At 72.1% G+C, this 20,587-nt stretch carries 17 protein-coding genes and 2 pseudogenes; 9 read left to right on the top strand and 10 right to left on the bottom strand.

Features of this window, described 5'->3' with window-relative positions; translation table 11 throughout:
• Positions 1 to 30 precede the first annotated feature (30 nt).
• Positions 31 to 2,805, bottom strand: a complete 2,775-nt coding sequence (locus tag ACFY9E_RS28645) for an AAA family ATPase (RefSeq protein ID WP_390988753.1) — start codon at positions 2,803 to 2,805, stop codon at positions 31 to 33.
• A gap of 315 nt (positions 2,806 to 3,120) precedes the next feature.
• Between ACFY9E_RS28645 and ACFY9E_RS28640 the strand changes: the two genes are divergently transcribed.
• Positions 3,121 to 5,919, top strand: coding sequence for an AAA family ATPase (locus tag ACFY9E_RS28640; RefSeq protein WP_390988751.1), 2,799 nt, complete (start codon positions 3,121 to 3,123; stop codon positions 5,917 to 5,919).
• Positions 5,920 to 6,100: 181 nt separating this feature from the next.
• Here ACFY9E_RS28640 and ACFY9E_RS28635 read toward each other — a convergent pair whose 3' ends face one another.
• Positions 6,101 to 6,829, bottom strand: coding sequence for an alpha/beta fold hydrolase (locus ACFY9E_RS28635; protein ID WP_390988749.1), 729 nt, complete (start codon positions 6,827 to 6,829; stop codon positions 6,101 to 6,103).
• A 217-nt stretch (positions 6,830 to 7,046) separates the two neighbouring features.
• Positions 7,047 to 8,018 carry an alpha/beta hydrolase fold domain-containing protein gene (locus ACFY9E_RS28630; protein WP_390988747.1) on the bottom strand — a complete coding sequence of 324 codons (972 nt, stop codon included), beginning with the start codon at positions 8,016 to 8,018 and terminating at the stop codon, positions 7,047 to 7,049.
• 350 nt (positions 8,019 to 8,368) lie between these two features.
• Between ACFY9E_RS28630 and ACFY9E_RS28625 the strand changes: the two genes are divergently transcribed.
• Positions 8,369 to 9,451, top strand: a complete 1,083-nt coding sequence (locus ACFY9E_RS28625) for a methyltransferase domain-containing protein (RefSeq protein ID WP_390988745.1) — start codon at positions 8,369 to 8,371, stop codon at positions 9,449 to 9,451.
• Here the strand turns inward: ACFY9E_RS28625 and ACFY9E_RS28620 are convergent.
• Positions 9,430 to 9,855 (bottom strand): hypothetical protein, encoded by a 426-nt coding sequence (locus ACFY9E_RS28620; RefSeq protein ID WP_390988743.1) that lies wholly within the window; start codon positions 9,853 to 9,855, stop codon positions 9,430 to 9,432. The genes ACFY9E_RS28625 and ACFY9E_RS28620 overlap by 22 nt on opposite strands.
• 247 nt (positions 9,856 to 10,102) lie before the next feature.
• Between ACFY9E_RS28620 and ACFY9E_RS28615 the strand changes: the two genes are divergently transcribed.
• Together ACFY9E_RS28615 and ACFY9E_RS28610 are read left to right on the top strand one after the other, a co-directional pair.
• The gene (locus ACFY9E_RS28615; protein WP_390988741.1) at positions 10,103 to 11,161 is read left to right on the top strand and encodes a helix-turn-helix domain-containing protein; all 1,059 of its coding nucleotides are present in this window, start codon (positions 10,103 to 10,105) and stop codon (positions 11,159 to 11,161) included.
• Between the two features lie 82 nt (positions 11,162 to 11,243).
• Positions 11,244 to 11,723 (top strand): GNAT family N-acetyltransferase, encoded by a 480-nt coding sequence (locus tag ACFY9E_RS28610; RefSeq protein ID WP_390988740.1) that lies wholly within the window; start codon positions 11,244 to 11,246, stop codon positions 11,721 to 11,723.
• Between the two features lie 117 nt (positions 11,724 to 11,840).
• On the opposite strand, the gene ACFY9E_RS28605 is transcribed toward ACFY9E_RS28610, so the two are convergent.
• A complete protein-coding gene (locus ACFY9E_RS28605; protein ID WP_390988738.1) occupies positions 11,841 to 12,209 on the bottom strand; it encodes a VOC family protein in 369 nt (122 codons plus the stop codon).
• 78 nt (positions 12,210 to 12,287) lie between these two features.
• On the bottom strand, positions 12,288 to 12,458 hold the full coding sequence (locus ACFY9E_RS28600; protein ID WP_390989191.1) for a hypothetical protein: 171 nt from the start codon (positions 12,456 to 12,458) through the stop codon (positions 12,288 to 12,290).
• Here ACFY9E_RS28600 and ACFY9E_RS28595 point away from each other — a divergent pair.
• Both ACFY9E_RS28595 and ACFY9E_RS28590 read left to right on the top strand, forming a co-directional pair.
• Positions 12,426 to 12,515: pseudogene (locus tag ACFY9E_RS28595) on the top strand (transcriptional regulator); the annotation flags it as partial. The gene ACFY9E_RS28600 and the pseudogene ACFY9E_RS28595 sit on opposite strands and share 33 nt — an antisense overlap.
• A gap of 63 nt (positions 12,516 to 12,578) precedes the next feature.
• A pseudogene (locus ACFY9E_RS28590) lies at positions 12,579 to 12,706 on the top strand (alcohol dehydrogenase catalytic domain-containing protein); the annotation flags it as partial.
• Positions 12,707 to 12,969: 263 nt separating this feature from the next.
• Here ACFY9E_RS28590 and ACFY9E_RS28585 read toward each other — a convergent pair.
• From ACFY9E_RS28585 to ACFY9E_RS28575, 3 genes are all read right to left on the bottom strand, one after another.
• Positions 12,970 to 13,677, bottom strand: a complete 708-nt coding sequence (locus ACFY9E_RS28585) for a hypothetical protein (protein WP_390988737.1) — start codon at positions 13,675 to 13,677, stop codon at positions 12,970 to 12,972.
• A gap of 337 nt (positions 13,678 to 14,014) precedes the next feature.
• A complete protein-coding gene (locus tag ACFY9E_RS28580; protein ID WP_390988735.1) occupies positions 14,015 to 14,896 on the bottom strand; it encodes a YegS/Rv2252/BmrU family lipid kinase in 882 nt (293 codons plus the stop codon).
• Between the two features lie 92 nt (positions 14,897 to 14,988).
• Complete coding sequence (locus ACFY9E_RS28575; protein ID WP_390988733.1) at positions 14,989 to 16,587, bottom strand: FAD-linked oxidase C-terminal domain-containing protein; 1,599 nt, start codon at positions 16,585 to 16,587, stop codon at positions 14,989 to 14,991.
• 66 nt (positions 16,588 to 16,653) lie between these two features.
• Here ACFY9E_RS28575 and ACFY9E_RS28570 point away from each other — a divergent pair, with 66 nt between their 5' ends.
• From ACFY9E_RS28570 to ACFY9E_RS28560, 3 genes are all read left to right on the top strand, one after another.
• Entirely contained in the window at positions 16,654 to 17,271 is a 618-nt protein-coding gene (locus ACFY9E_RS28570) for a TetR family transcriptional regulator (RefSeq protein WP_390988731.1), read from the top strand.
• On the top strand, positions 17,268 to 18,848 hold the full coding sequence (locus ACFY9E_RS28565; RefSeq protein ID WP_390988729.1) for an FAD-dependent oxidoreductase: 1,581 nt from the start codon (positions 17,268 to 17,270) through the stop codon (positions 18,846 to 18,848). The genes ACFY9E_RS28570 and ACFY9E_RS28565 overlap by 4 nt, the downstream gene beginning before the upstream one ends.
• A 519-nt stretch (positions 18,849 to 19,367) precedes the next feature.
• On the top strand, positions 19,368 to 19,709 hold the full coding sequence (locus tag ACFY9E_RS28560; protein ID WP_390988728.1) for an ANTAR domain-containing protein: 342 nt from the start codon (positions 19,368 to 19,370) through the stop codon (positions 19,707 to 19,709).
• A 186-nt stretch (positions 19,710 to 19,895) separates the two neighbouring features.
• Here the strand turns inward: ACFY9E_RS28560 and ACFY9E_RS28555 are convergent, their stop codons facing one another.
• Positions 19,896 to 20,564 (bottom strand): SDR family oxidoreductase, encoded by a 669-nt coding sequence (locus ACFY9E_RS28555; protein WP_390988726.1) that lies wholly within the window; start codon positions 20,562 to 20,564, stop codon positions 19,896 to 19,898.
• Between the last annotated feature and the right edge of the window lie 23 nt (positions 20,565 to 20,587).

The raw sequence follows: 20,587 nt of genomic DNA, 5'->3' as shown, positions 1-20,587 counted from the left end.
TCGGCCTTCGGTGATCTGGTTCGGTGTGCGTCACCTGCCGTGCAGCAGGTCCCGTAGTTGGTGGCGACTGCTGATCCCGAGCTTGGGATAGGCGTTGTACAGGTGTGAGCCAACCGTACGGGGCGAAAGGAAGAGCCGTTCGCCGATCTCCCGGTTCGACAGTCCCTTCGCGGCCAGCCGGGCGATCTGCTGTTGCTGGGCGGTCAGTGCCTCCAGACGGTCGGCTGAGGCGGAGACGTCGGCAGCCCCGCTGGCGCGCAGTTCGTTGCGGGCCGACGCGGCGAGGTGCTTGGCGCCGAGCCGGGTCGCGGTCTCCAGCACGGCGGACAGCTGGGTGCGAGCGTCCAGGGGTCTTCGGCGTCTGCGCAGCCAGATCGCGTAGTGCAGTCGCGCCTGGGCCCGCTCGAAGGGCCACTGTTCTCCTTGCGTGTTGACCAGCGCCAGCCGGAAGTGGTGTTCGGGGTCGGCATCGTCGTCGACGAGGGCCGCCGCATGATGCATGAGGAGCGTCATACGCGTCGTCGGCCGATCGCCCTGGCGCTCCCGTACCCGCCGGAGGATCCGTGCCGCCTCCCGCTGTCGGCCGATGCGCTGCGCGGCTGCGGCGAGTTCGCTGATACAGCGCGGCGAGAGGAAGGGATCGAGGGGCGAGCCGTCCTGCCCGAACAAGGCCCGCAGGTGCCGGAAGGCGCGGTCCCCGTCCCCGAGAACCATCGCCGTCAGCCCGTCGGCGCGCAGCATTCTGGCGTGTGTGGCCCGGTTCTCCTCCAGGCTCACGGAGCGCCAGTGGGGCCCGGTGAACTGGATCTCCGGCATCGTCTCGCCGCGCAGTGCGCGCAGGGTCGCCTCCAGCGCTTCGAGGTCGGACTCGACGCGGGGCATCCGGTGGACGGCGGCGTCGGAGCGGCCCTCCTCGATCACCGCCTCGGCTTCGGTCCACCGTCCGACGCCGATGAGGGTGTCCACCTGGGTCGCGATCGTCCATGCGCGCGGGCCCGGCGTCCCGTGGGTGCCTCGTCGCGCGCCCGCCTGCCGGTACTGCTCCGCGCACAGGTCCGATTCGTCCGTGTAGTGGGCGACCCAGGCGGTCGTCAGCAGGCGGGGCAGGCGGGCCCCGGGTGGTCCGGCGTGCGGGGTGGCCGGCCTTCGCGACGCGCCGTCGGCATGCGCGGCCGGATCGATCGCCAGGGCCACGGCGGCCTCCAGGGAGGCAAGGACTCCGGGGCCGGCGGGCTCGTGACCGGGTCCGTCCTGCCGTGCGCACCGGTCGTGCTCGGCCTGCGCGGCCCGTACCGCGTGGTCGAGCACGTCCGGCAGTCGAAGCCGGTGCTCGGGCAGCCCGGAGTGGCGGAAGATCCCGGCGGCGGTCGCGGCCACCGCGAACGACGTGGTGGCGCTGGTCGGGGGCGTTCGCCGCCACACGTCGAGCAGCAGGTCGAAGGCCTCCCGCTGGAACGAGAGAAGCGACAGCGCCGCGCTCATGGCGCAGGCCGCGCCGCACAGGAGTTCCGGATCGCCGGTCACCCGGGTGAGCTGCGCGTACAGGTCCCGTGTCCATCCCGGGTCCCCTAAGTCGCTCGCGGCGTCCAGCGCTTTGGACAGACGCCGCGCTCGGTCGCGGTCGCTGGAGCTGAGGCGCGCGGCCTGTTCCAGCATCTTCGCCGAGGTGAAGCGGTCCTCGGCCCGCTGGGCCAGGGTGGCGGCCTCCTCCAGGGCCGTGGCCACCGCCTCGTCCGGGCCGATGGCTGCCGCGGCCAGGTGCCGGGCGCGATGCGTGGGGGTTTGGCCGCTCGCGGTGGCCAGATCCCGGTGGGCTCGCTGCCGCAGCCGCGCGGGGTGCCAGTGGTAGGCCGCCGTGCGGATCAGCGGATTGCGGAAGGCGATCCGGCCACCGGTGATGATGACCACTTCGGCTTTCTCCGCCGGTTCCCAGACGGCGAGGTCATGGGTGCCCAAGGCGGCCATGACGGTCGTGAGCTCCTCCTCCCGTGACGCGGCCGCGGCGTACAGCAGTGCGCGCTGCGTCCGGTCCGGCAGGGCGCCCAGACGTGCGGTGAACAACTGCTGGATCCGTGAGATCTGCCGTGCTTCGGCGCCGGCCTGTGCCGCTCCGGTCGGCCGGTGTGCCGCCCGGCTCAGTTCGATCACCGCCAGCGGGTTCCCCTCCGCCTGCCGCAGCAGGTCGAGCCTGGCCCTCCCGGTGGGTGCGCCGGGCTGCGCGTCGAGGAGCCGGGCCGACGCCGCGGGGGACAGCGGGCCGAGCCTCAGCACGGGAAGATCCGCGGGGGTTCCGGGCGGTGGGGCCTCTCCGCGTGCGGTGAACAGCATGGTGACGGCCTGGCCCGTCAGGCTCCGTGTCAGGAAGAAGAGGACGTCCGCGGAGTCCTGGTCCGCGTCCTGGAGGTCGTCCGCGGACAGCAGGAGCGGCCCTGCCTGCGCGATGTGACCCAGGAGTGCCAGGACCGCGGCGCGTACGGCCTTCCCCTCCGGCGGTCCGGCCTCCGGGGCCGGTCCGAAGACCGTGCGAAGCGCCCGTCGTTGACGGTCCGCCAGCGTATCGAGCTCGCCGAGTACCGGAAGGAGAAGCTGATACAGGAAGGAGAACGGCTGGGGTTCCCCGGAGCCCCAACCCTGCGCCGACAGAACGCGGATGCCGCGTCCCCCGGCCCGTTCCTCGGCGAACCGCAACAGCCGGGACTTACCGGTTCCGGTCTCTCCGAGCAGGAGCAGAGCCCGCGGAAGGCCACTGTCCACGTCGAGGCACCGCAGAAGGCGGTCGGCCTCCGCCTCCCGGCCGATGGGCACGGTGGCGGACCCGCAACCGCTGGGACCGTCTCCTTCAGCGCAGGCTGCCGCAGTCCTCGCCTCGGTGTCCGTCATTCCGCTCCGCTCCCCCGTGGCCGTGCCCGAGATCGCCGGGCCGCGCCGATTCGCCGGGGAACAGGTCGACGACGTATGCACTGTGCCCCGTACGTGGATGATGCCAGGGACCCGCACGGCACCGCTTCTGTCATGTGACCGGTCATCCCCCGACGGGGCCTGGCAGGATGGCCGCACAGTGATGAGCAGGCAATTCGGTCGCCACTGGCTCGCCGGGCGGCCGAACAGGCAAGGGAAAGCATGGACTTCGGTAGGGACCGGGCACGCGCGCCGGAAATCCTCGGCAGGGACGGCGCGTTGGCGCGGATCGCTCAGCTGATCGACGATGCGGGCGGCAGCGAGCCGAAGGTGCTCGTGGTGACCGGTGAGCCGGGAGCGGGGAAGAGCACCCTCGTCGAATGGGCCGCCTCGCAGGCCGCGGCCCGCGGCCTGCGCGTCCTGCGGGTGCGAGGCTGCGAAGGCGAGCAGGACCTCGGTTTCGCGGGCCTGCATCAGCTCCTGCGTCCGGTCCTCTCCGGTGCCGATCGCCTCCCCTCGCGGCAGCGTGACGCCTTGCACCGCGCTTTCGGTACCCGGGACGAAGACGGGTCACAAGGACCGGACCCGCTGATGATCAGGGTCGGCGTGCTGACCCTGATCTCCGACGCGGCGACGGAACGCCCGGTGGTGATCGTCGTCGACGACGCCCAGTGGCTGGACGTCGGCTCACTGGACGTGCTCGCGTTCATCGCGCGGCGCCTTGAGGGTGAACGCGTGGCCATGGTGCTCGCCGCTCGTGACGACGCGGTGCCTGCACGCTTCGATCGTGACTTCCCGCAGCTGACCGCCGGGCCCTTGGAGCGAGCCGCGGCGGGGATCCTGCTGGACCGGCAGCCGCATCCGCCACGGGGCCGGGCCCGGTCCCAGATCCTGGAGCAGGCGGCCGGGAATCCGCTGGCCCTCATCGAGCTCACGCGGGCCTTCGCCAAGGGCCGCGGGAGCCGCAGAACCGGCTGGATCGACTCGCTCTCGCTTCCCCTCACCGATCGGCTGGAGCGACTGTTCGCCGCCGGCCTGCCCACCCTGCCGCACGCCACACGGCGGGTACTGCTCCTGGCAGCGGCAGCCGGCACCGCCCGGCTTGCGGACGTCGTCCGCGCCGCCCCCGACCTGGACGGACCGGAGGTGTGGCGGCCCGCCGAGGAGGCAGGGCTGGTGCGCGTCGAGAGCGGCCAGGCGCATCTGTGCCATCCGCTGGTCCGCTCAGCGGTGTACCAGGCCGCACCCTTCGGCGAACGCCGTGAGGCCCACCTGGCGCTCGCCGCCGTGCTCGCCGATGAGCCCGATCGTCGCGCCTGGCATCTCGCCGCCGCCGCGCTCGGCCCGGACGAACACGTCGCCGGCGCGTTGGCCGAGAGCGCGGAACGCTTCCGCCGTCGCGGTGGTTACGCGGCTGCGGCCACCGCGCTGGAGCGGGCCGCGGAACTCACCCCGGAGCCGGACCTGCGTGCCAGGCGCCTGCTCACCGCCGCCGCGTCGGCGATGTACGCGGGGCATCCGCAATGGGTCGGGGAGATCGCGGCCCGCGTCGACACCCTGACGGACGACCCCCGGCTCCTCGCCGAAGCGTCCCTGCGCGGCGGCTGGTCCCTGGCGGTGACCCTCCGGCACGACGACGCCCTGGCCTTCCTGCTTCCGGTGGCCGAGTCCATGGCCACGCAGGCACCGGATCTGGCACTGGACGCGCTGGGAACGGCCTCGACCCCGGCCTACAACTCCGGCGACCCCTTCTACCGGGCCGAACTGGCGCGTATCAGCGCTTTCATGACGCCGCGACCGGACAGGAGCGACTGCCTCTGGACACTGGCCGTCGGCGATCCGTTCACGGACCGGGAGGAGCTCCTGAAGCGCCTGACCCACGCGGTGGGCACCTCGCGGGGTGCCTCACTGTCCGACCTCGTCGTGCTCGGCGCCGTGGCCTGGATCCTGGACGAAACCGACCTGGCCGTGCGTCTGCTCGGCAAGGCGCTGGAACATCTGCGGCGGGCCGCGACCGCCGGGGCGAACGCCACCGCGGCGCAGGCCCACGCCCTCGCGCTGTTCGAGAGCGGTGCGTGGACGGCGGCACGCTCCGCCGCCGAGGAGGCCTTCTGGATGGCCGCCGAAGCGGGCGCGGACAACGTCACCGTGGGATCACCGATCCTTCAGGCCACACTGCGCGCCGTGCGGGGGGAGCCCGCAGCGGCGCGTGCGCAGGCCGGCGAGGCCGTTCGCGGTGCCGACCTGCGCAAGTCCCGCAGTCTGTACGTTCGGCACTGCCACGCGCTCGGCATGGCGGCCCTCGCCGAGGGCGACCACAAGGCGGCGTACGAGCAGTTGCGGCGCGTCTTCACCCAGGACTTCCGCCCCTCCCCCGTGCACTACCACGCCTCCTACTACTACCTCGCCGACCTGGCCTCCGCGGCCGTGCGCGCCGGCCAGACGGACGACGCCCGCACCGTGCGCCGCGCGGCCGAGAAGGCCCTGGGCCCGTCCCGCTCCGCCCGGCTGAACGCGATTCTCCATCGTGCTGCGGCCCTGCTGAGCGGTCCCGAGGACGCGGAAGCCCATTTCCGTGCGGCGACCGCCGACTCGGGCAACGTCCGGTGGCCTTTCGAGTACGCGCTCGCGCACCTGGACTTCGGTGAGTGGCTGCGGCGGCACCGGCGGGCCGCGGAGGCCCGCCCCCTGCTCGGCACCGCCCTGCACATCTTCGAACGGCTCGACGCACGCCCCTGGATCGAGCGCACCACCGCCGAACTCCGCGCCGCGGGCGTCGCCGTGACGGATCCGACGACGCCCGAAGCCCTGGCCGACCTGACCCCGCAAGAGCTCCAGATCGCCCAACTCGCCGCGGAGGGCCTGACCAACCGGGACATCGGTGCCCGGCTCTACCTGTCTCCGCGCACCATCGGCTTCCATCTGCACAAGGTCTTTCCCAAGCTGAACATCACCGGCCGTGCCCAACTGCGTGACGCCCTGGGCAATGTGCCGCGGCCGGACCGACCGGACGGCACCTAGAACGGACCGCGGGACGGGCCGGCCGCGCCACCCCCGGCGGAGCACTGCCGGAGCGGCCGGAGCAACCGGCCTCGGGCGGCCACGGCGGAACCAGCCGCGACCGCCGCACCCCAGCCGGCCGGCGCTGCTGGCGTCCTGATCCCTGGGGTGCTGCTCGTCGGGGCGGGCCGTGCGGCCAAGCTCACTTGGTGAGGGTGGCCTTGACGGCCTCCTCGATCAGGGCGACGACGCGCTCGGGGTGGGCAAGCATCACCAGGTGCGAGGAGTCGACCTCGACGGTGGTCATGCCGGCGCGCTGGTAGCCGAAGCGTTCCACGTCGGGGTTGATGGTGCGGTCGGAGGAGGAGACCAGCCCCCAGGACGGCTTGGTCTTCCAGGCCGCCGCCGGGGCCGCGTCGGCGAACGCCTGCGCGGCCAGCGGGCGCTGCGAGACGGCCAGCACGGCGGCCAGGCCGGGCTCGACATCGGCGGCGAAGATCGCGGGGAACTGGTCGACCCGCACCGACACATCGGTGCCCGTCTCGGTGGAGCCCTCGATCGGGAACGGCGTGTAGACGAGTGCCGTGGCCAGGTCCGAGTCCGGGAAACGGCCCTGCAGCTCGCCCAGGCTCTCGCCCTTCTCCAGGGCGTATCCGGCCAGGTAGACCAGCGCCGTCACGTTCTCCTCCACACCCGCCACGGTGATGACGGCACCGCCGTAGGAGTGACCCACCAGGACCACCGGGCCCGGGATCTGCCGGACGACCGAGGCGACATAGGCGGCGTCGCCGGTCAGGCTGCGGTTCGGAACGGCCGGGGCGACGACGTCCAGGCCCCGGTCCAACAGCAGAGGGATGACACGCGCGTAGCTGGAGGCGTCCGCGAAGGCGCCGTGGACGAGGACGACGGTCGGCTTTTCGGTGCTGGACATGACGGACTTCCTTCGGAACGTGGCCGGTTGGCCCGGCGGTGTGGCGCGGTTCGTGAGGTGTGCAGGGCGGTGTCACCGCGGTCGCCGCGGTGACACCGCCGGGCAGAGCCGATCAGCCTGTCGCGTGTACGGCGCCATGGATGAGGTCCGCGACGGTGGCGGCGTGCGAGAGCGGCGAGGGCGTCAGGCTGGAGTGCGTCGACGACTCCTTGTCAGCTCATGCCGTGCCGAGGGCGCCGCGCAAGGTGGTGACGGCAAGGGTGATCGCGGCTTCGGCGGCGTGGGTCTCGCGCAGGGCGTTCAGCATCACGAAGTCGTGGATGATGCCCTGGAATCGGACGGCGGTGACGGGGACGCCTGCCGCGCGGAGCTTGTTGGCGTAGGCCTCGCCCTCGTCGCGCAGGACGTCGGCCTCGCCGGTGATGACCAGGGCCGGGGGCAGACCGGTGAGCTGCTCGGTGGTGGCGCGCAGCGGGGAGGCGGTGATCTGCGCCCGCTCGGTCTCGTCCGTCGTGTACTGGTCCCAGAACCACTGCATGCCGTCGCGGCGCAGGAAGTAGCCGGTGGCGAACTGGTGGTAGGAGACGGTGTCGAAACTCGCGTCGGTCACGGGGTAGAACAGCACCTGCTGGACCAGGGCGACGTCGCCGCGTTCCTTGGCCATGAGGGTCAGGGCGGCGCTCATGTTGCCGCCGACGGAGTCACCGGCCACCGCGAGCCGGGCACCGTCCAGGCCCTTGGTCGCGCCCTGGGTGACGATCCAGCGGGCGACGGCGTAGTTCTGCTCGATGGCGACGGGGTAACGGGCCTCGGGCGAGAGGTCGTACTCGGGGAAGACCACGGCCGCGTCGGCGCCGACGGCGAGTTCACGGACCAGACGATCGTGGGTGTGGGCGTTGCCGAAGACCCAGCCGGCACCGTGGATGTAGAGGACGACGGGCAGGGCGCCCTCGGCCCCGGCGGGCCTGACGATGCGGGCACGGACGCTGCCCGTGGGGCCGCCGGAGACGGTGATCCACTCCTCGTCGACGTCCGGCTCGGCTATGTCACCGGACTGCACCTCGTCGACCGCCTTACGGCCCTCGGCCGGCGCCAGGTCGAACAGGTAGGGCGGATTCGCCGTGGCCTCCACGAAGGACTGCGCGGCAGGCTCCAGAACCGGACGGACCGGCTCGGCGACATCGGACATGACTGACTCCTGGTGTTCTGACGGCGCCGGGGCGTTTCCGGCAAGGCAAGGGAAGGCGATCAGCACGACAGCGGCTTTCGTCGCCTCCGCCCGAACGCTAGGGCTCCGCTGTCACCTCGGATGGCGTATCCGCGCACCACCGGTGGCCCGATAGCGCACCACCGCATCACCGCGACCCCCGGCAGCCCGGTCCCGTGAACGCGGATCCCGGCGTGGTGGCGCAGCATGTCCGGCGCACCGTGCAGTCGCGGGTCGACCACGCCCGAGAACCCGCCTGAATGCGGGCGTAGCATGACAAACACGGCTCGTCTCGGCCCTGTGCCTCAGCCGCTCCGGCGGAAGGAGCCATCATGTCCACGCCTGAAACACGCGAGGCCCGCCCGGACCGTGCGAGGCAGGAGGCCTTCGCGGGTGAAGTCGTCGACGTACTGAACAAGGGCGCGCTCGCCCTGCTGACCAGCGTGGGCCACCAGTGCGGCCTGTTCGACACCATGGCCTCGCTCCCACCGTCGACCAGTGCGGAGATCGCCGAGGCGGCGGATCTGGACGAGCGGTATGTGCGCGAGTGGCTCGGCGGCATGGTCGTGGGCGGATTCGTGGAGTACGAACCGGGGAGCCGGCGCTACACGCTGCCGCCCGAGCACGCCGCGTCGCTGACGACCGCGGCCGGCCCGGACTGCCTGGCCGGGATGATGCCCTACATCGCGCTCATGGCCGAGGTCGAGCAGCAGGTCGTGCGCAGTTTCCACGAGGGTGGAGGCGTGCCGTACTCGGCCTATCCGCGCTTCCAGGCCCTTCAGGCCGAGGAGACCGCCCGGGTCTACGACCAAGCACTGGTCGACACGATCGTGCCGCTGGTGCCGGGACTCGCGGAACGGCTGCGCGACGGCATCGACGTCCTCGACGTCGGCACGGGCCAAGGGCACGCTCCTCTCGTGCTGGCGCGGGCCTTCCCCGCCAGCCGCTTCCACGGCGTCGACCAGTCGGAAGCCGGGATCGGCACCGCCCGCTCGCGGGCGGCCCTCTCCGGGCTGGGCAACCTCCACTACACCCTCGGCGACTCGACGGAGATCAGCGGCACCTACGACCTCATCACCGCCTTCGACGTGATCCACGATCTGGCACGGCCGACCGAGACGCTGGAGGCGATCCGGCGGGCTCTGGCCGAGGACGGCACGTTCCTCATGGGTGACATCGCCGCCTCCAGCAACCTGGAGGACAACATCGGCCATCCCTTCGGACCCGCGCTCTTCGGATTCTCCGTCTTCTACTGCATGACGACCTCGCTCAGCACCGGCGGAGCGGGGCTGGGCACGGTCTGGGGTCAGGAGACGGCGGTTCGGATGCTCAGGGAAGCCGGCTTCGCGGACGTCGAGGTCACCTCCGTGGACGGCGACCCCCTCAACGCCTACTACATCGCCACCCTGCCCTGACGGCCTGGGAGTGCCGCATCCGCTTCAGGCAGCGAAGCGGGTTCGTCGGGGAAGAGCCGGTGCAGGGGCCGTACGAGCAGGCGGGTCAGTCGCCACGCGACGAGCACGGCCGCGACGGGCAGGACCATGCCCAGCAGCCCGGTGGCGGGACACGGCGGCGCCAACACGGCCGACAGGAGGACGCCCCCGACGCTCAGGAACCAGGCCACGGCCGTGAGCGTCGAGACGGCCACCGCCACGGGTACCCCCTCCATGCCCCAGGCACGGAGGTCCGCGTCCGCGTCGAAACCGCCGGCCGAGGTGAAGCCCGCGGCGACGAGGAACCAGAAGCACAGCACCACCACGAGGGCGGTGGTCAAAAGGATCGTGGGCGGGCCGGTGGCGACCGAGAGCAACGTCCGCACGCCGTACCCCCCGTCCCGTCCGCACTGCCCGTCCGACCACGCTCGGCGGCGCACCGTTCGCGGTGACTTCCGGTGCCGGACACCTGCCGGTGTCCGGCACCGAAAGCTCCGTAGTGCTCCCCGCGACCCATCCTGCATCGTCGGCACACACCCGCGCATTGCCGGTTTCCGGCAAGGTTGTCTAGGGTCTGCCTGCCGGTCAGCCGCCAGGAAACCGGTAGCGGCGTGTCGAGAACTCGGAGGCAGGATGGCGGAGTTGGAGATTCCCGAGGAGTATCTGGTGGGGTACGCCCACATATTGGGCGAGGTCGCGGTCACCGGCCGACGCCTCACCCGGGAGGAACTCACCTCGCGCCGGGCTCTCGGGGAGCAGGCGGCTGAGGCCGGCCACGGGCTGCGAGACCTGGTCAGAGCCCATCTGGCCGCCGCGCGCGCGGCCTGGCCGGCCGGTCCCACATCGGCCGACAGCGTCCTGGCCGCCGTACAGCAGGCGATAGACGCCTTCGCCGAGGGCTTCGAGCGAGCCCAGCGCCAGGCCGTACGACAAGAGGAGGCCGCACGCCGCGAGTTCATCGACGACCTCCTCTACGGCCGCAGCGACCTCGGACGCCTCGCCGAACGCGCCGAACGCTTCGGTCTGCGCCTGTCGCACGCCCATGCCGTCGCCGTCGCCGAGGGCCCGGCCGCCTACGAGGAGGGCGACCCCGTGCTCCGCCAGGTGGAACGCGCCCTCATCTCCCGCTTCGGCGACCGCAACATCCTGCTCACCACGAAGGACGGCCGACTGCTGTGCATCGCGCCCGGCCCGCAGGACGAGGTCCTCGCCCACTTCGCGAAGCAGGCCCATGCCGCCACCGACGGCGGCCGGGTCGCCATCGGCCGCCCGCAGCCCGGCCCCGGCGGGGTCGTCCACTCCTACGAGGAAGCGCTCAACACCCTGGAACTCGCCGAGCGCCTGGAGCTGGAGGACCCGGTTTTGCGCGCCGCCGACCTGCTCGTCTACCCCGTCCTCACCCGCGACCGGCAGGCCATGGCCGACCTCGTCCTCGACACCCTCGGCCCCCTCACGACGGCCCGCGGCGGCGCCCAGCCCCTCCTGGACACCCTCACCGCCTACTTCGACTCCGGCTGCGTGGCCGCCGAGGCAGCCCGCCGTCTCACCCTCAGCGTGCGGGCCCTGACCTACCGGCTGGAACGCATCCACAAGCTCACCGGCGCCGACCCGGCCGATCCGGCCCATCGCTACCGGCTGCAGACCGCGGTGATCGGCGCACGGCTGCTGGACTGGCCCGCCGAGGAGCTCTGACGTGCGGATACCGCAGGCGCATCGACTTTCCGGCGCGGACCGGGGACCCCGGGTCCCCCTCCGGATGCGTAACATGCTCAACATGAAATCGAGTATTACGTCCGTGCGGGGAACCGTCGTACGACGGGCTGTCGCCCGGGACGCCAAGCGGCTGACGCGACTCGTGCGCGGCTCGCGTGCCTACGAGGGGCAGTACGCGGCCATGGTGGCGGACTACCGCGTCGGACCCGACTACATCGAAGCTCACCGGGTCTTCGTGGCGGTCGAGGGCGATGAGGTCGCGGGCCGGGTGCTCGGTTTCTACTCGCTGGTCCTCGCGCCGCCGGAGCTGGACCTGCTCTTCGTCGAGGACGGGATACAGGGCCGCGGCATCGGGCGACTGCTCGTCGACCACATGAAGTCCGAGGCGCACGCGGCGGGGCTGGACCGTGTCCGGGTGGTGTCGCATCCTCCGGCCGAGGGTTTCTACCGCAGCGTGGGGGCGCAGCTTACGGGGACCGCCCCCGCGAACCCGCCGGCAGTGGCCTGGGACCGTCCCGAGCTGGAGTTCCTGATCCCGTGACCGCCGCGAGTGCGAGCCGCCGCCCTCCCGGACCGGCGCCCTGGCCGGTGACGTGACGGATCTGCCGACGGTGGGTCCCGTACTCCCGTGGGATTCGGTGACACAGTCCCTTGCCCTCTATGTCAGTGGAGTGACGAGACAGAAGGGGTGGCCGACGGGGTCGGCGTACACCCGGTATCCGACTGGCTTGTCCGACCCGTCGAGCAGGGTTGCGCCCAACGCGAGCACGTGCGGCTCGGCCACGTCGAGATCCGCGACCATGACGTCGACATGCATCTGCTGAGGGTGGTCAGGGGCGGACCACTGTGGCGGCCGGAAGTCGTGCACCCGTTGGAATGCCACGAGGGGAGTGCCGGTCGCAGTGCCGAGCACGACGAACTCCCCGGTGTCCTCCAGCCGTGGGAGTGACAGCAGTTTCCCGTAGAAGTCGGCGAGCTCGGAAGGCTCGGGGCAGTCGATGACGATGGCGTACAGCTGTCCGATCATCCCGCCGACTATGGTGCTTACCGCCCAGAAGCACCACGTGTTTTACCCATCGTCCGGTGAGGACGGACCAGACCGGACCTAGTCATGCTCCTGCACCGGGTCGATGCCCTCGCCTCGGCGCTGCGGCTCGACCGGTACGAGCGCGGTCACCTCTTCCAGCTCGCCGGTCACTGGCCTGCGACCGAGCCCGACGGACCCGCGCCCCTGGCCGCCGACGTGGCGGCTGTCCCATTCCTGCTCCAGCCGCATCCGGCGTACATCATCGACGGCAACTACGACGTGTTCAGCCGCAACCAGGCAGCCGACGAACTGTTTCCGCGCCTCACCGCGGACGACGGCCGGGCCAACTTCGCGCGGTGGGTGTTCGGGGGGGCGTGGCCGGACCGAGGCGGCGCCGGGCGCGACCGTACCCCGAGCTTCCCGGGCACGAACTGTCGGGCATCGTCGTGGAACTGGGCCACGGAACGACCGGACTCACGGTGGGCCAGCGGGTGTTCGGGCTCCGGCTGCGTGCCGGCCGTCGTGAGCCGAACGGCGGGCGCGAACTGCCGCTCTCCTGAACCACCGCGAGGCAAGGCCTGTTCGACCACGGCCGTCCCAGGACGGGCCAGACCGACGCGACCACTCTCCGGAGCGCCCGCCGCCTTCGCGCCCTGGCGGCGCAGCCCCGGCAAAACGATCACCCGGGACATGGAGGACTGACCCGGAGCGCCCCATGCGCTCGTGCTCCCTCCGCCGATGGCCAGGCCCCCGTGAGGGCTCAGCGAAGCAGCGCTCCGCGCAAGGAGATGCCGTGCCGCGTGCGCAGCCGCCGCAGCTCCCACATCGCTACGACGGTGACGGACAGGGGAGCTCCCAGGACGAATGCCACCCGCACCCCGAACGGCACGGTGTCGTAGGTGCCTCGGAATACGTCGAACAAGGCGACTTCCCAGACCAGCAACGTGGCCAGCAGCGGCGGAACCGTCTCGTGCAGATCCGCCGTCCTGAAGACGTGCACGAGCGACAGCGCGATGCCGTAGAGAGCGAAGGGGGCGAGCCACAACAGGAACGCGCCCAGGGCGAACAGCAGCACCACACGCCCTGCCGACGCCGTCCAGTCCGTCTTCTCGTCCACGTAGCCCAGCCCCGTGATCAGTCTCGGCACAGCGAGCGTGACGACCAGGGCGAGCAGGGCCCCGGCGGGCTTGGCCACGCGGCGCAGGAACACACGCCGGTTGGGTGGGCGGGCCGCCGCGATGAAGGCGGCGACAGCGATCGGGAAAGTCACCGCCAGCACGATGAGGGTGGTGCGGATCTGAGCGAAGCGGTCGTCCACCACGGCGTCTGCGTCCGGGGCCACTCCGTAGGACAGCAGCATCCAGGTGATGGCGACGAGGCCGAGGATCGTCCGCAGGACCTGCACCCTCTTGACGGCCGGGTCGTGGACACGGTCCGGCCGGGACGGCGTGAACACCGCGCGTCCCACGGCGATCGGATTGAAGAGACGTCCGAAGCTCAGTCCGCGCGCCGGATCCGGCGGCCGCGGGCCCGTCGCAGATGCGGGCGGCCAAGCCGGTTCGGGATGCCGTCCTGCTCCGTACGGATCCCATGGCGCCCCGCTACCGCCCCCGCTCATCTCCGAGTCCCTTCCGTCGGCGTACTCAGAGGTCCCGGAGAGAATACGCAGATATCAGGGTGCCGAAACACCGGTCTGCTCGAAGAAAGCCGAGGGCCGCCGTCGCGAGGCAACTACTGAACAAGACAGGCCAGTACGAGGGGGCGAGCGCCGCGACCGGACTCGACGCGGCATGCGCGGCCCCGCCTCAGCACAGCACGCGCAGTGCGCCGGGCAGCACTCTGGCCGTGACGGGGAGGACGGCCTCGATCTCGCCGTCCGCGCCGTAGGGGAGCTCCCTGTCGGCCTCGATGCGTATCTCCCGGCCGCGTACGACCCGCACTTGAGGGCGGTGGATGTGGGCGCCGGTGTCGAGTTCCTTCATCAGCGCGAAGAACAGCCGGCGCGGCGCGTCACGGATCATCACGACGTCCAGCAGGCCGTCGTCCAGCCGGGCCTCGGGAGCGATACGGCGCGCGGAGCCGTAGTAGCTGGAGTTCGCCGCCACGACGGTGTAGCCGGTGCAGGCGTGATCCTTGCCGTCGACGGTGATCCGGTAGCGGGCGGGCCGCCAGGTGCTGATCGCGCGCAGGGCACCGGCGTAGTAGGAGGCCGAACCGCGCAGCATCCGGGATCGGTTGGCGTGCAGGTTGGCCAGCGCGTCCACGCCCGCGTAGACGCTGCCGAGTACGACGGTACCGGCGTGGACGGACGAGGTGACCTCGATGGTGTCCACGGCACGCGGTGTGCCGTGGAGCAGCACCCGGGCCACGCCGTCGGGGTCGCCGGGCAGGCCCAGGGCCCGGGCGAAGTCGTTGCCGCGCCCGGCCGGGACCATGCCGAACAGTGCGCCGGTGCCGCTGAGGGCTCCGCCGATGCTTCCGGTGATCCCGTCGCCGCCGACGGCGAGCACCACCCGGCCGCGTTCCCCGGCGCTGCGGGCGAGTTCGCGGGCGTGGGCGAGGCTACGGCTGTACTCGGTCTCCAGCCCGGCGCCCGCCTCCCGCAGCAGTCGGGCCACCTTCAGCAGCGCCGCAGCGCTGGTGGCTCCGCCCGCGGTGGGGTTGACGACGGCGGTGAACTGTCGCATCGATGTGCCTCCGGGCTGACGGTGGTGCCGGTCTGTCGTCTGATGGGGTGGTGCGCGCTCAAGCGGGGGGGGGCGTGGCGGTGGGGCTGTGGTCAGTCGGTCGGCAGCAGGACGCCGGGGTTCAGCAGACCGTCCGGGTCCAGGCGTCGTTTGACGGCCCGCAGCGCCGCGACACCCAGGTCGGTGGCCTCCCGTACGTACCAGTCGCGGTGATCGGTGCCGACCGCGTGGTGGTGGGTGATCGTGCCGCCTGCCGCGAGGATCGCCTCGTTCGCGGCGTGCTTGGCGCGCGTCCAGTGCGCCACCGGGTCCTCGCCCTGCGCCGAGACGACGGTGAAGTACAGCGAGGCACCGTTCTCGTAGACGTGTGAGATGTGGCACATGACCAGCGGCGGGGTGCCGTTCTCGGTGAGCGTGGCGGTCAGTGCGTCGCGGACGGCCGCGTACAGGCCGGGCAGCCGCGACCAGTAGGCGGCGGTCTCCAATGTCTCGGCGAACGCGCCCGCCTCGAGGAGCGAGTCCCGCAGGTACGGTGCCGCATAGCGGCCGTGCGCCCAGCGCCGGCCCGGTTCGTCGCCCGCGAACTCGCCGTCGCAGTCGGTGAGTACGGCGGCGGCCGCTGCCCGGCGCCGCGCGGTGTCCTCCTCGGTTCCCTCGAAGCCGACCACGGCGAGGCATCCCGCGCTCCGCTGCTCGACGCCGGAGCCGATGGCGTCGGGCTGGGCCAGGCCGATCAGCGTCTCGGTCTCGTCGGACAGCCTGAGGACGGTGGGGCGCGGGCCGTCCTGGGCGAGCCGGCGCAGAGCGGCGGCGCCCGCGTCGAACGAGGCGAAGCGCCACCCTTCGTAGCGGCGGGTCTGCGGGACGGGCCGGACGCGGACGGTGACGGAGGTGATGACGCCGAAGGCGCCCTCCGAACCGAGCAGCAGCTGTCGCAGGTCGGGGCCGGCGGCCGAGCGGGGTGCACGGCCTGTGTCGAGGGTGCCTTCGGGCGTGGCGAGGGTGAGGCCGAGGACCATCTCGTCGAAGCGGCCGTAGCCGGCCGAGGCCTGTCCGCTGGAGCGGGTCGCGGCGAAGCCGCCGATGGTCGCCCACTCGTAGGACTGGGGGAAGTGGCCGAGGGTGAAACCGTGTTCGGCCAGGAGCGCCTCGGCCTCGGGTGCGCGCAGACCGGCCTGCAGGGTGGCGGTCCGGGAGACGGGGTCGAGGTCGAGCAGGCGGTTCAGGTGCCGCAGGTCCAGGGCGGCCACGGGCGTCCGGCCGGTGGGTGCGAGTCCTCCCACGACGGACGTTCCGCCGCCGAACGGGACGAGGGCGAGGCGGTGTTCGGCACAGACGCGGAGCACGGCGAGCACCTCGTCGTGGCTCTGCGGAAGGACGACCGCCGCGGGTGCGTCGGCGGTGTCGCCGGCGCGGATGCGCAACAGGTCCGGGGTGGACTTGCCGCGGGTGTGCCGGACGCGGCTCTCGGTGTCGGTGCGGACGTCCTCCGCCCGATCGCCGAGTGCGGCGCGCAGCGCGTGGAGGGCGGCGCCCTCCAGGGCGGGCGTGGAGACCTTGATGTCCTCCAGCCGCGCTGATGCCGTGGGCCGCGGCTTGACGCCGAGCCAGTCGCGCAGCAGCCCTGTCACGGTGTCGGGCAGCGGCGTCGCCCTGGCCGGGTCACCCCAGCCGTTCCACAGCATGTCCATGCCTGTCGTCCTCGCCGGTCGTCGGGGGTTGCCGCTGGAGCGGCTCTAGCCGTTACACTGTTACACATGACGCCTAATCGTCACAACAGCCCGGCTCAGCAGAAGACCTCCGACAGCGACGTGGTGCTCGACGCCGTCCGCGACTGCGTCCTCGCGGTCGGGGTGCGCCGGACGACCATGACCGACGTGGCCCGCCGCGCGGGCGTCTCCCGTATGACGCTCTACCGCCGCTGGCCCGACGTCCGCTCCCTCGTCGGTGATCTGATGACCCGCGAGTGGATCGCCGCAGCGACCGGAGCCATGCCCGAGAGCCGGCCCGAGGTGGGCACGCGCCCGCCGCTCATCGACGGCCTGGTCGCGGGGGTGAAGGCGTTCCGCGCCCACCCGCTCTTCCAGAAGATCGTCGACGTGGACCCCGAACTCCTCCTGCCCTACGTACTGGACCGGCGCGGCGCCAGCCAGGAAGCCCTGCTGGAACTGCTCGCGGCGGCCCTGCGCGAGGGGCACGCGGACGGCTCGGTGCGGGAAGCCCACGCCGAACGCCAGGCCCGGACCGTGCTGCTGATCCTCCAGTCCTTCGCCCTGTCCCTGCGCACCATGACCGACGAGGACGACGAAGAGCTCACCACCGAGGCGTTCCTGGCCGAACTGCGCACCGTCCTGGAGAGGACCCTCACCCCATGAGCCAGACCGCCGTCCCGGCCCCCGGGGCGTCCCTGTCCGCAGCCCGGCGCGCCCGCGAACTGTCCGAGGCGACCGACGGCCGTGTAGTGGATGTGCTGGTCGTCGGCCTCGGCGCCACAGGCGCCGGAGCGGCCCTGGACGCCGCCGCCCGCGGACTCGACGTCGTCGCCGTGGACGCCCACGACCTGGCCTTCGGCACCTCCCGCTGGAGTTCCAAGCTCATCCACGGAGGGCTGCGTTACCTGGCCTCGGCGCAGTTCGACGTCGCCCACGAGAGCGCCGTCGAACGCGGTGTGCTGATGGAGCGTACGGCCCCCCACCTGGTGCGCGCCCAGCCGTTCGTCCTGCCCCTGACCGGTCTCGTCTCGCGCGGCCAAGCCGCGCTGGCCTGGGCCGGCTTCCGGGCCGGCGACGCCCTGCGGCTGTCGGCCCGCACGGCTCGCGCCACACTGCCCGCCCCTCGCCGGCTCTCCCCGGTCGAGACCCGGCACCTGGCCCCGGCACTGCGCCCCGACGGGCTGCGCGGCGGCCTGCTGTCCTGGGACGGAAAAGTCACCGACGACGCCCGCCTGGTGACCGCCCTCGCCCGCACCGCCGCCGCACACGGCGCCCGCGTCCTGACCCGCGCCCGTGCCCTGGAACTCACCACGAGCGGCGCCCGCATACGCGACGAACTCACCGGCGAGGAAGGCGAGATCCGAGCCCGCACGGTGATCAACGCATCGGGCGTGTGGGCCGGCGAGCTCGTGGACGGCATCCGGATCCGGCCCTCCCGCGGCACCCACCTCGTCCTGCGCTCGGAGCACATCGGCCCGCTCCCCGCCGGCCTGCACATCCCCATCCCCGGCGAGACCAACCGCTTCGTCCTCGTCCTGCCGCAGGACGACGGCCGCGTCTACGTCGGACTCACCGACGAACCCCTCGACGGGGCCGTCCCCGACGTCCCCGAGGCACCCGAGACCGACATCGGCTTCCTGCTCGACGTTCTCGGTTCCGTACTCGACGTCCCCGTCCGCCGCAGCGACATCGTCGGCGCGTTCGCCGGCCTGCGCCCCCTGCTGGACACCACCGGCACGGCAACACCCGGCGCTTCCCGCACGGCCGACATCTCCCGCCGGCACGCGGTACTGACCTCACCCGACGGCGTGGTCAGCGTGGTCGGCGGCAAACTCACCACGTACCGCCGCATGGCCGAGGACGCCGTGAACGCCGCGATCGACGCACACGGCCTGGCCGCCGGCCCCTCCCCCACCGCCACGCTCCCCTTGGTCGGCGCCGCGGCCCCCCGGACCCTCGCGGCGCTGCGCGCTCCTCGCCGCCTCGTCCAGCGCTACGGCACCGAGGCACCGGCGGTGCACGCCCTGGCCGTGCGGGAACCGCGACTGGGCGAGCCCGTCGTCCCGGGCCATCCCGTCACCGGCGCCGAAGTGCTGTGGGCACTCCGGCACGAGGGCGCCCTGGACGAGGCCGACCTGCTCGACCGGCGCACGCGCATCGGGCTGGTACCGGCGGACCGGGCCGAGGCGATGGAGGCCGTACGCGGGCTGGTCGGAGAAGGCCTCGGCACGGGAAACTGAGGCCGCCGCGTCCCGTTTCCGCCGAGCGGGCCGTGTACCGGCCCGACGCCGCCAGGACGGCACCGGCCAGGCAGGGGAACAACACGAGCTGGGTGATACGGAAGCGGACCCGACGGTTCATGAGCGCATGGCAGTGAGGCCCTGCCGCGTCGGCGGCTCCGGTGGTCACGTCACCGCCCCGAGGCGTCGACACGGTGGTGTGAAAACGCCCAGGACGAGCAGCCCACCTCGCCCGACCGGCTGCACGGGCCGGGGGCAGCTCCCTCGGCTCGTGGGTCGAACCGAGGGAGCCTGGCGCTGATGGGCTCCCGGGAACCTACCTCCGCTTGCCAACGAGGCTACTCCCCCACTCGCCTCGGGAGGCAGCCCTGCCGGACCGTCGTCGCGCTCGGCGGCTGCCCTCCACAAGACCAGCACGATGTGCAGGTCTGGGGGTAAGCGATAGAGGCGGCGCCGCCTTCACCGGGCCCCTGGCGCCGCAGCCGCAGTCACATGCCGACCGACGGGAGCGTGAGAACGATGGATCGCCCGCACAACAGCCACACCGAGACGGCTGAAGTGCGCCAGCCTGCGAAGCCGGACGATCCCGCGACCAAGATCGAGATCTTGGAACGGGACAACGACCACCTGCAGGCGGCCATCACCTCACACGCCGTGATCGATCAGGCGATCGGCGTCGTCATCGCTCTCGGCGGACTGCGGCCCCCGCAGGGCTTCAATGTCCTCAAGGAGATCTCCCAGCACACCAACATCAAACTCCGCACGATCGCCGACCACATCGTCGACTGGGCCAGCAGCGAACGCATGCCCGACGATGTTCAACAGGCCCTCAACACCGCCCTGCGAAGAGCACAGTGCTGAAGCCGTCTCCGGGCGGGGTCGGCCTCGTCCTGCCGGCCGACCCCGCCCGGGTCGTCCACGCCGGAACGGTGGCAGGGACCGGCCCCCGGAGGCCGGGCACGAGCGAGGCCGGCCCGCGCATCGGTCGGCGGCGGCCTCCCTCCCGAGGGGGACCACCTCGCGGGTCCTCGGCCCCCGAGCCGGCACCTACCGTGTGTCGACGATGCCGCCGGTCACCGCGATGACCTCACCGACCGTGTAGCTGGAGTCGGCGTCCGAGGCGAGGTAGACGTACGTCGGCGCGATCTCCTCCGGCTGGGCCGCGCGTTCGAGCGGGGCCTCGCTGCCGATCCGGGCGAGCCCGTCCGGCGGCATGTGCGGGTCCGCCTCGTTCAGCGGGGTCCAAGTCGGGCCGGGCGCGACCACGTTGGCACGTACACCCCGCTTGGCGAGGTGCACGGCGACGGACTTGTTGAGGGTGATCAAGGCGGCCTTGGACGCCGCGTAATCGATCATCGTGGTACTGCCCTTGAGGGCTTCCTCGGTCGCGGTGGCGATGACCGCGTCGCCGGGGTCCAGGTGAGGCAGGGCCGCCATGAGCAGGTGGAAGTACGCGTAGACGTTCGTCTTGAACGTCAGGTCGAAGTCCTCCGCGGTCAACTGCTCCAGTTCCAGCTTGCTGTTGAGGTACGCGGCGTTGCTCACCAGGATGTTCAGCCCACCGAGCTCAGCCACCGTCCGCTCGACCGCCGTACGGCAGAACTCCGGATCGGTGAGATCGCCGGGCAGCAGCAGACAACGCCGCCCCTGATCCTCCACCTCACTGCGCACCCGCTCCGCGTCCACCTGCTCCTCGGGCAGGTACACGACGGCCACGTCGGCGCCCTCCCGCGTACAGC

Origin of the sequence: Streptomyces sp. NPDC012466 (assembly GCF_042955215.1) — a bacterium.
GTDB lineage: Bacteria > Actinomycetota > Actinomycetes > Streptomycetales > Streptomycetaceae > Streptomyces.
The sequence above is the reverse complement of the archived record's forward strand: the minus strand, read 5'-3'. Positions and strand labels throughout refer to the sequence as shown.

Excerpts from the sequence above, each read along its gene's own strand:
- ACFY9E_RS28630 (WP_390988747.1), bottom strand. The coding sequence starts at position 8,018 with ATGTCCGATGTCGCCGAGCCGGTCCGTCCGGTTCTGGAGCCTGCCGCG.
- ACFY9E_RS28610 (WP_390988740.1), top strand. The coding sequence starts at position 11,244 with ATGAAATCGAGTATTACGTCCGTGCGGGGAACCGTCGTACGACGGGCT.
- ACFY9E_RS28635 (WP_390988749.1), bottom strand. The coding sequence starts at position 6,829 with ATGTCCAGCACCGAAAAGCCGACCGTCGTCCTCGTCCACGGCGCCTTC.
- ACFY9E_RS28570 (WP_390988731.1), top strand. The coding sequence starts at position 16,654 with ATGACGCCTAATCGTCACAACAGCCCGGCTCAGCAGAAGACCTCCGAC.
- ACFY9E_RS28640 (WP_390988751.1), top strand. The coding sequence starts at position 3,121 with ATGGACTTCGGTAGGGACCGGGCACGCGCGCCGGAAATCCTCGGCAGG.
- ACFY9E_RS28565 (WP_390988729.1), top strand. The coding sequence starts at position 17,268 with ATGAGCCAGACCGCCGTCCCGGCCCCCGGGGCGTCCCTGTCCGCAGCC.
- ACFY9E_RS28615 (WP_390988741.1), top strand. The coding sequence starts at position 10,103 with ATGGCGGAGTTGGAGATTCCCGAGGAGTATCTGGTGGGGTACGCCCAC.
- ACFY9E_RS28625 (WP_390988745.1), top strand. The coding sequence starts at position 8,369 with ATGTCCACGCCTGAAACACGCGAGGCCCGCCCGGACCGTGCGAGGCAG.
- ACFY9E_RS28575 (WP_390988733.1), bottom strand. The coding sequence starts at position 16,587 with ATGGACATGCTGTGGAACGGCTGGGGTGACCCGGCCAGGGCGACGCCG.
- ACFY9E_RS28600 (WP_390989191.1), bottom strand. The coding sequence starts at position 12,458 with ATGCGGCTGGAGCAGGAATGGGACAGCCGCCACGTCGGCGGCCAGGGG.
- ACFY9E_RS28580 (WP_390988735.1), bottom strand. The coding sequence starts at position 14,896 with ATGCGACAGTTCACCGCCGTCGTCAACCCCACCGCGGGCGGAGCCACC.
- ACFY9E_RS28560 (WP_390988728.1), top strand. The coding sequence starts at position 19,368 with ATGGATCGCCCGCACAACAGCCACACCGAGACGGCTGAAGTGCGCCAG.
- ACFY9E_RS28605 (WP_390988738.1), bottom strand. The coding sequence starts at position 12,209 with ATGATCGGACAGCTGTACGCCATCGTCATCGACTGCCCCGAGCCTTCC.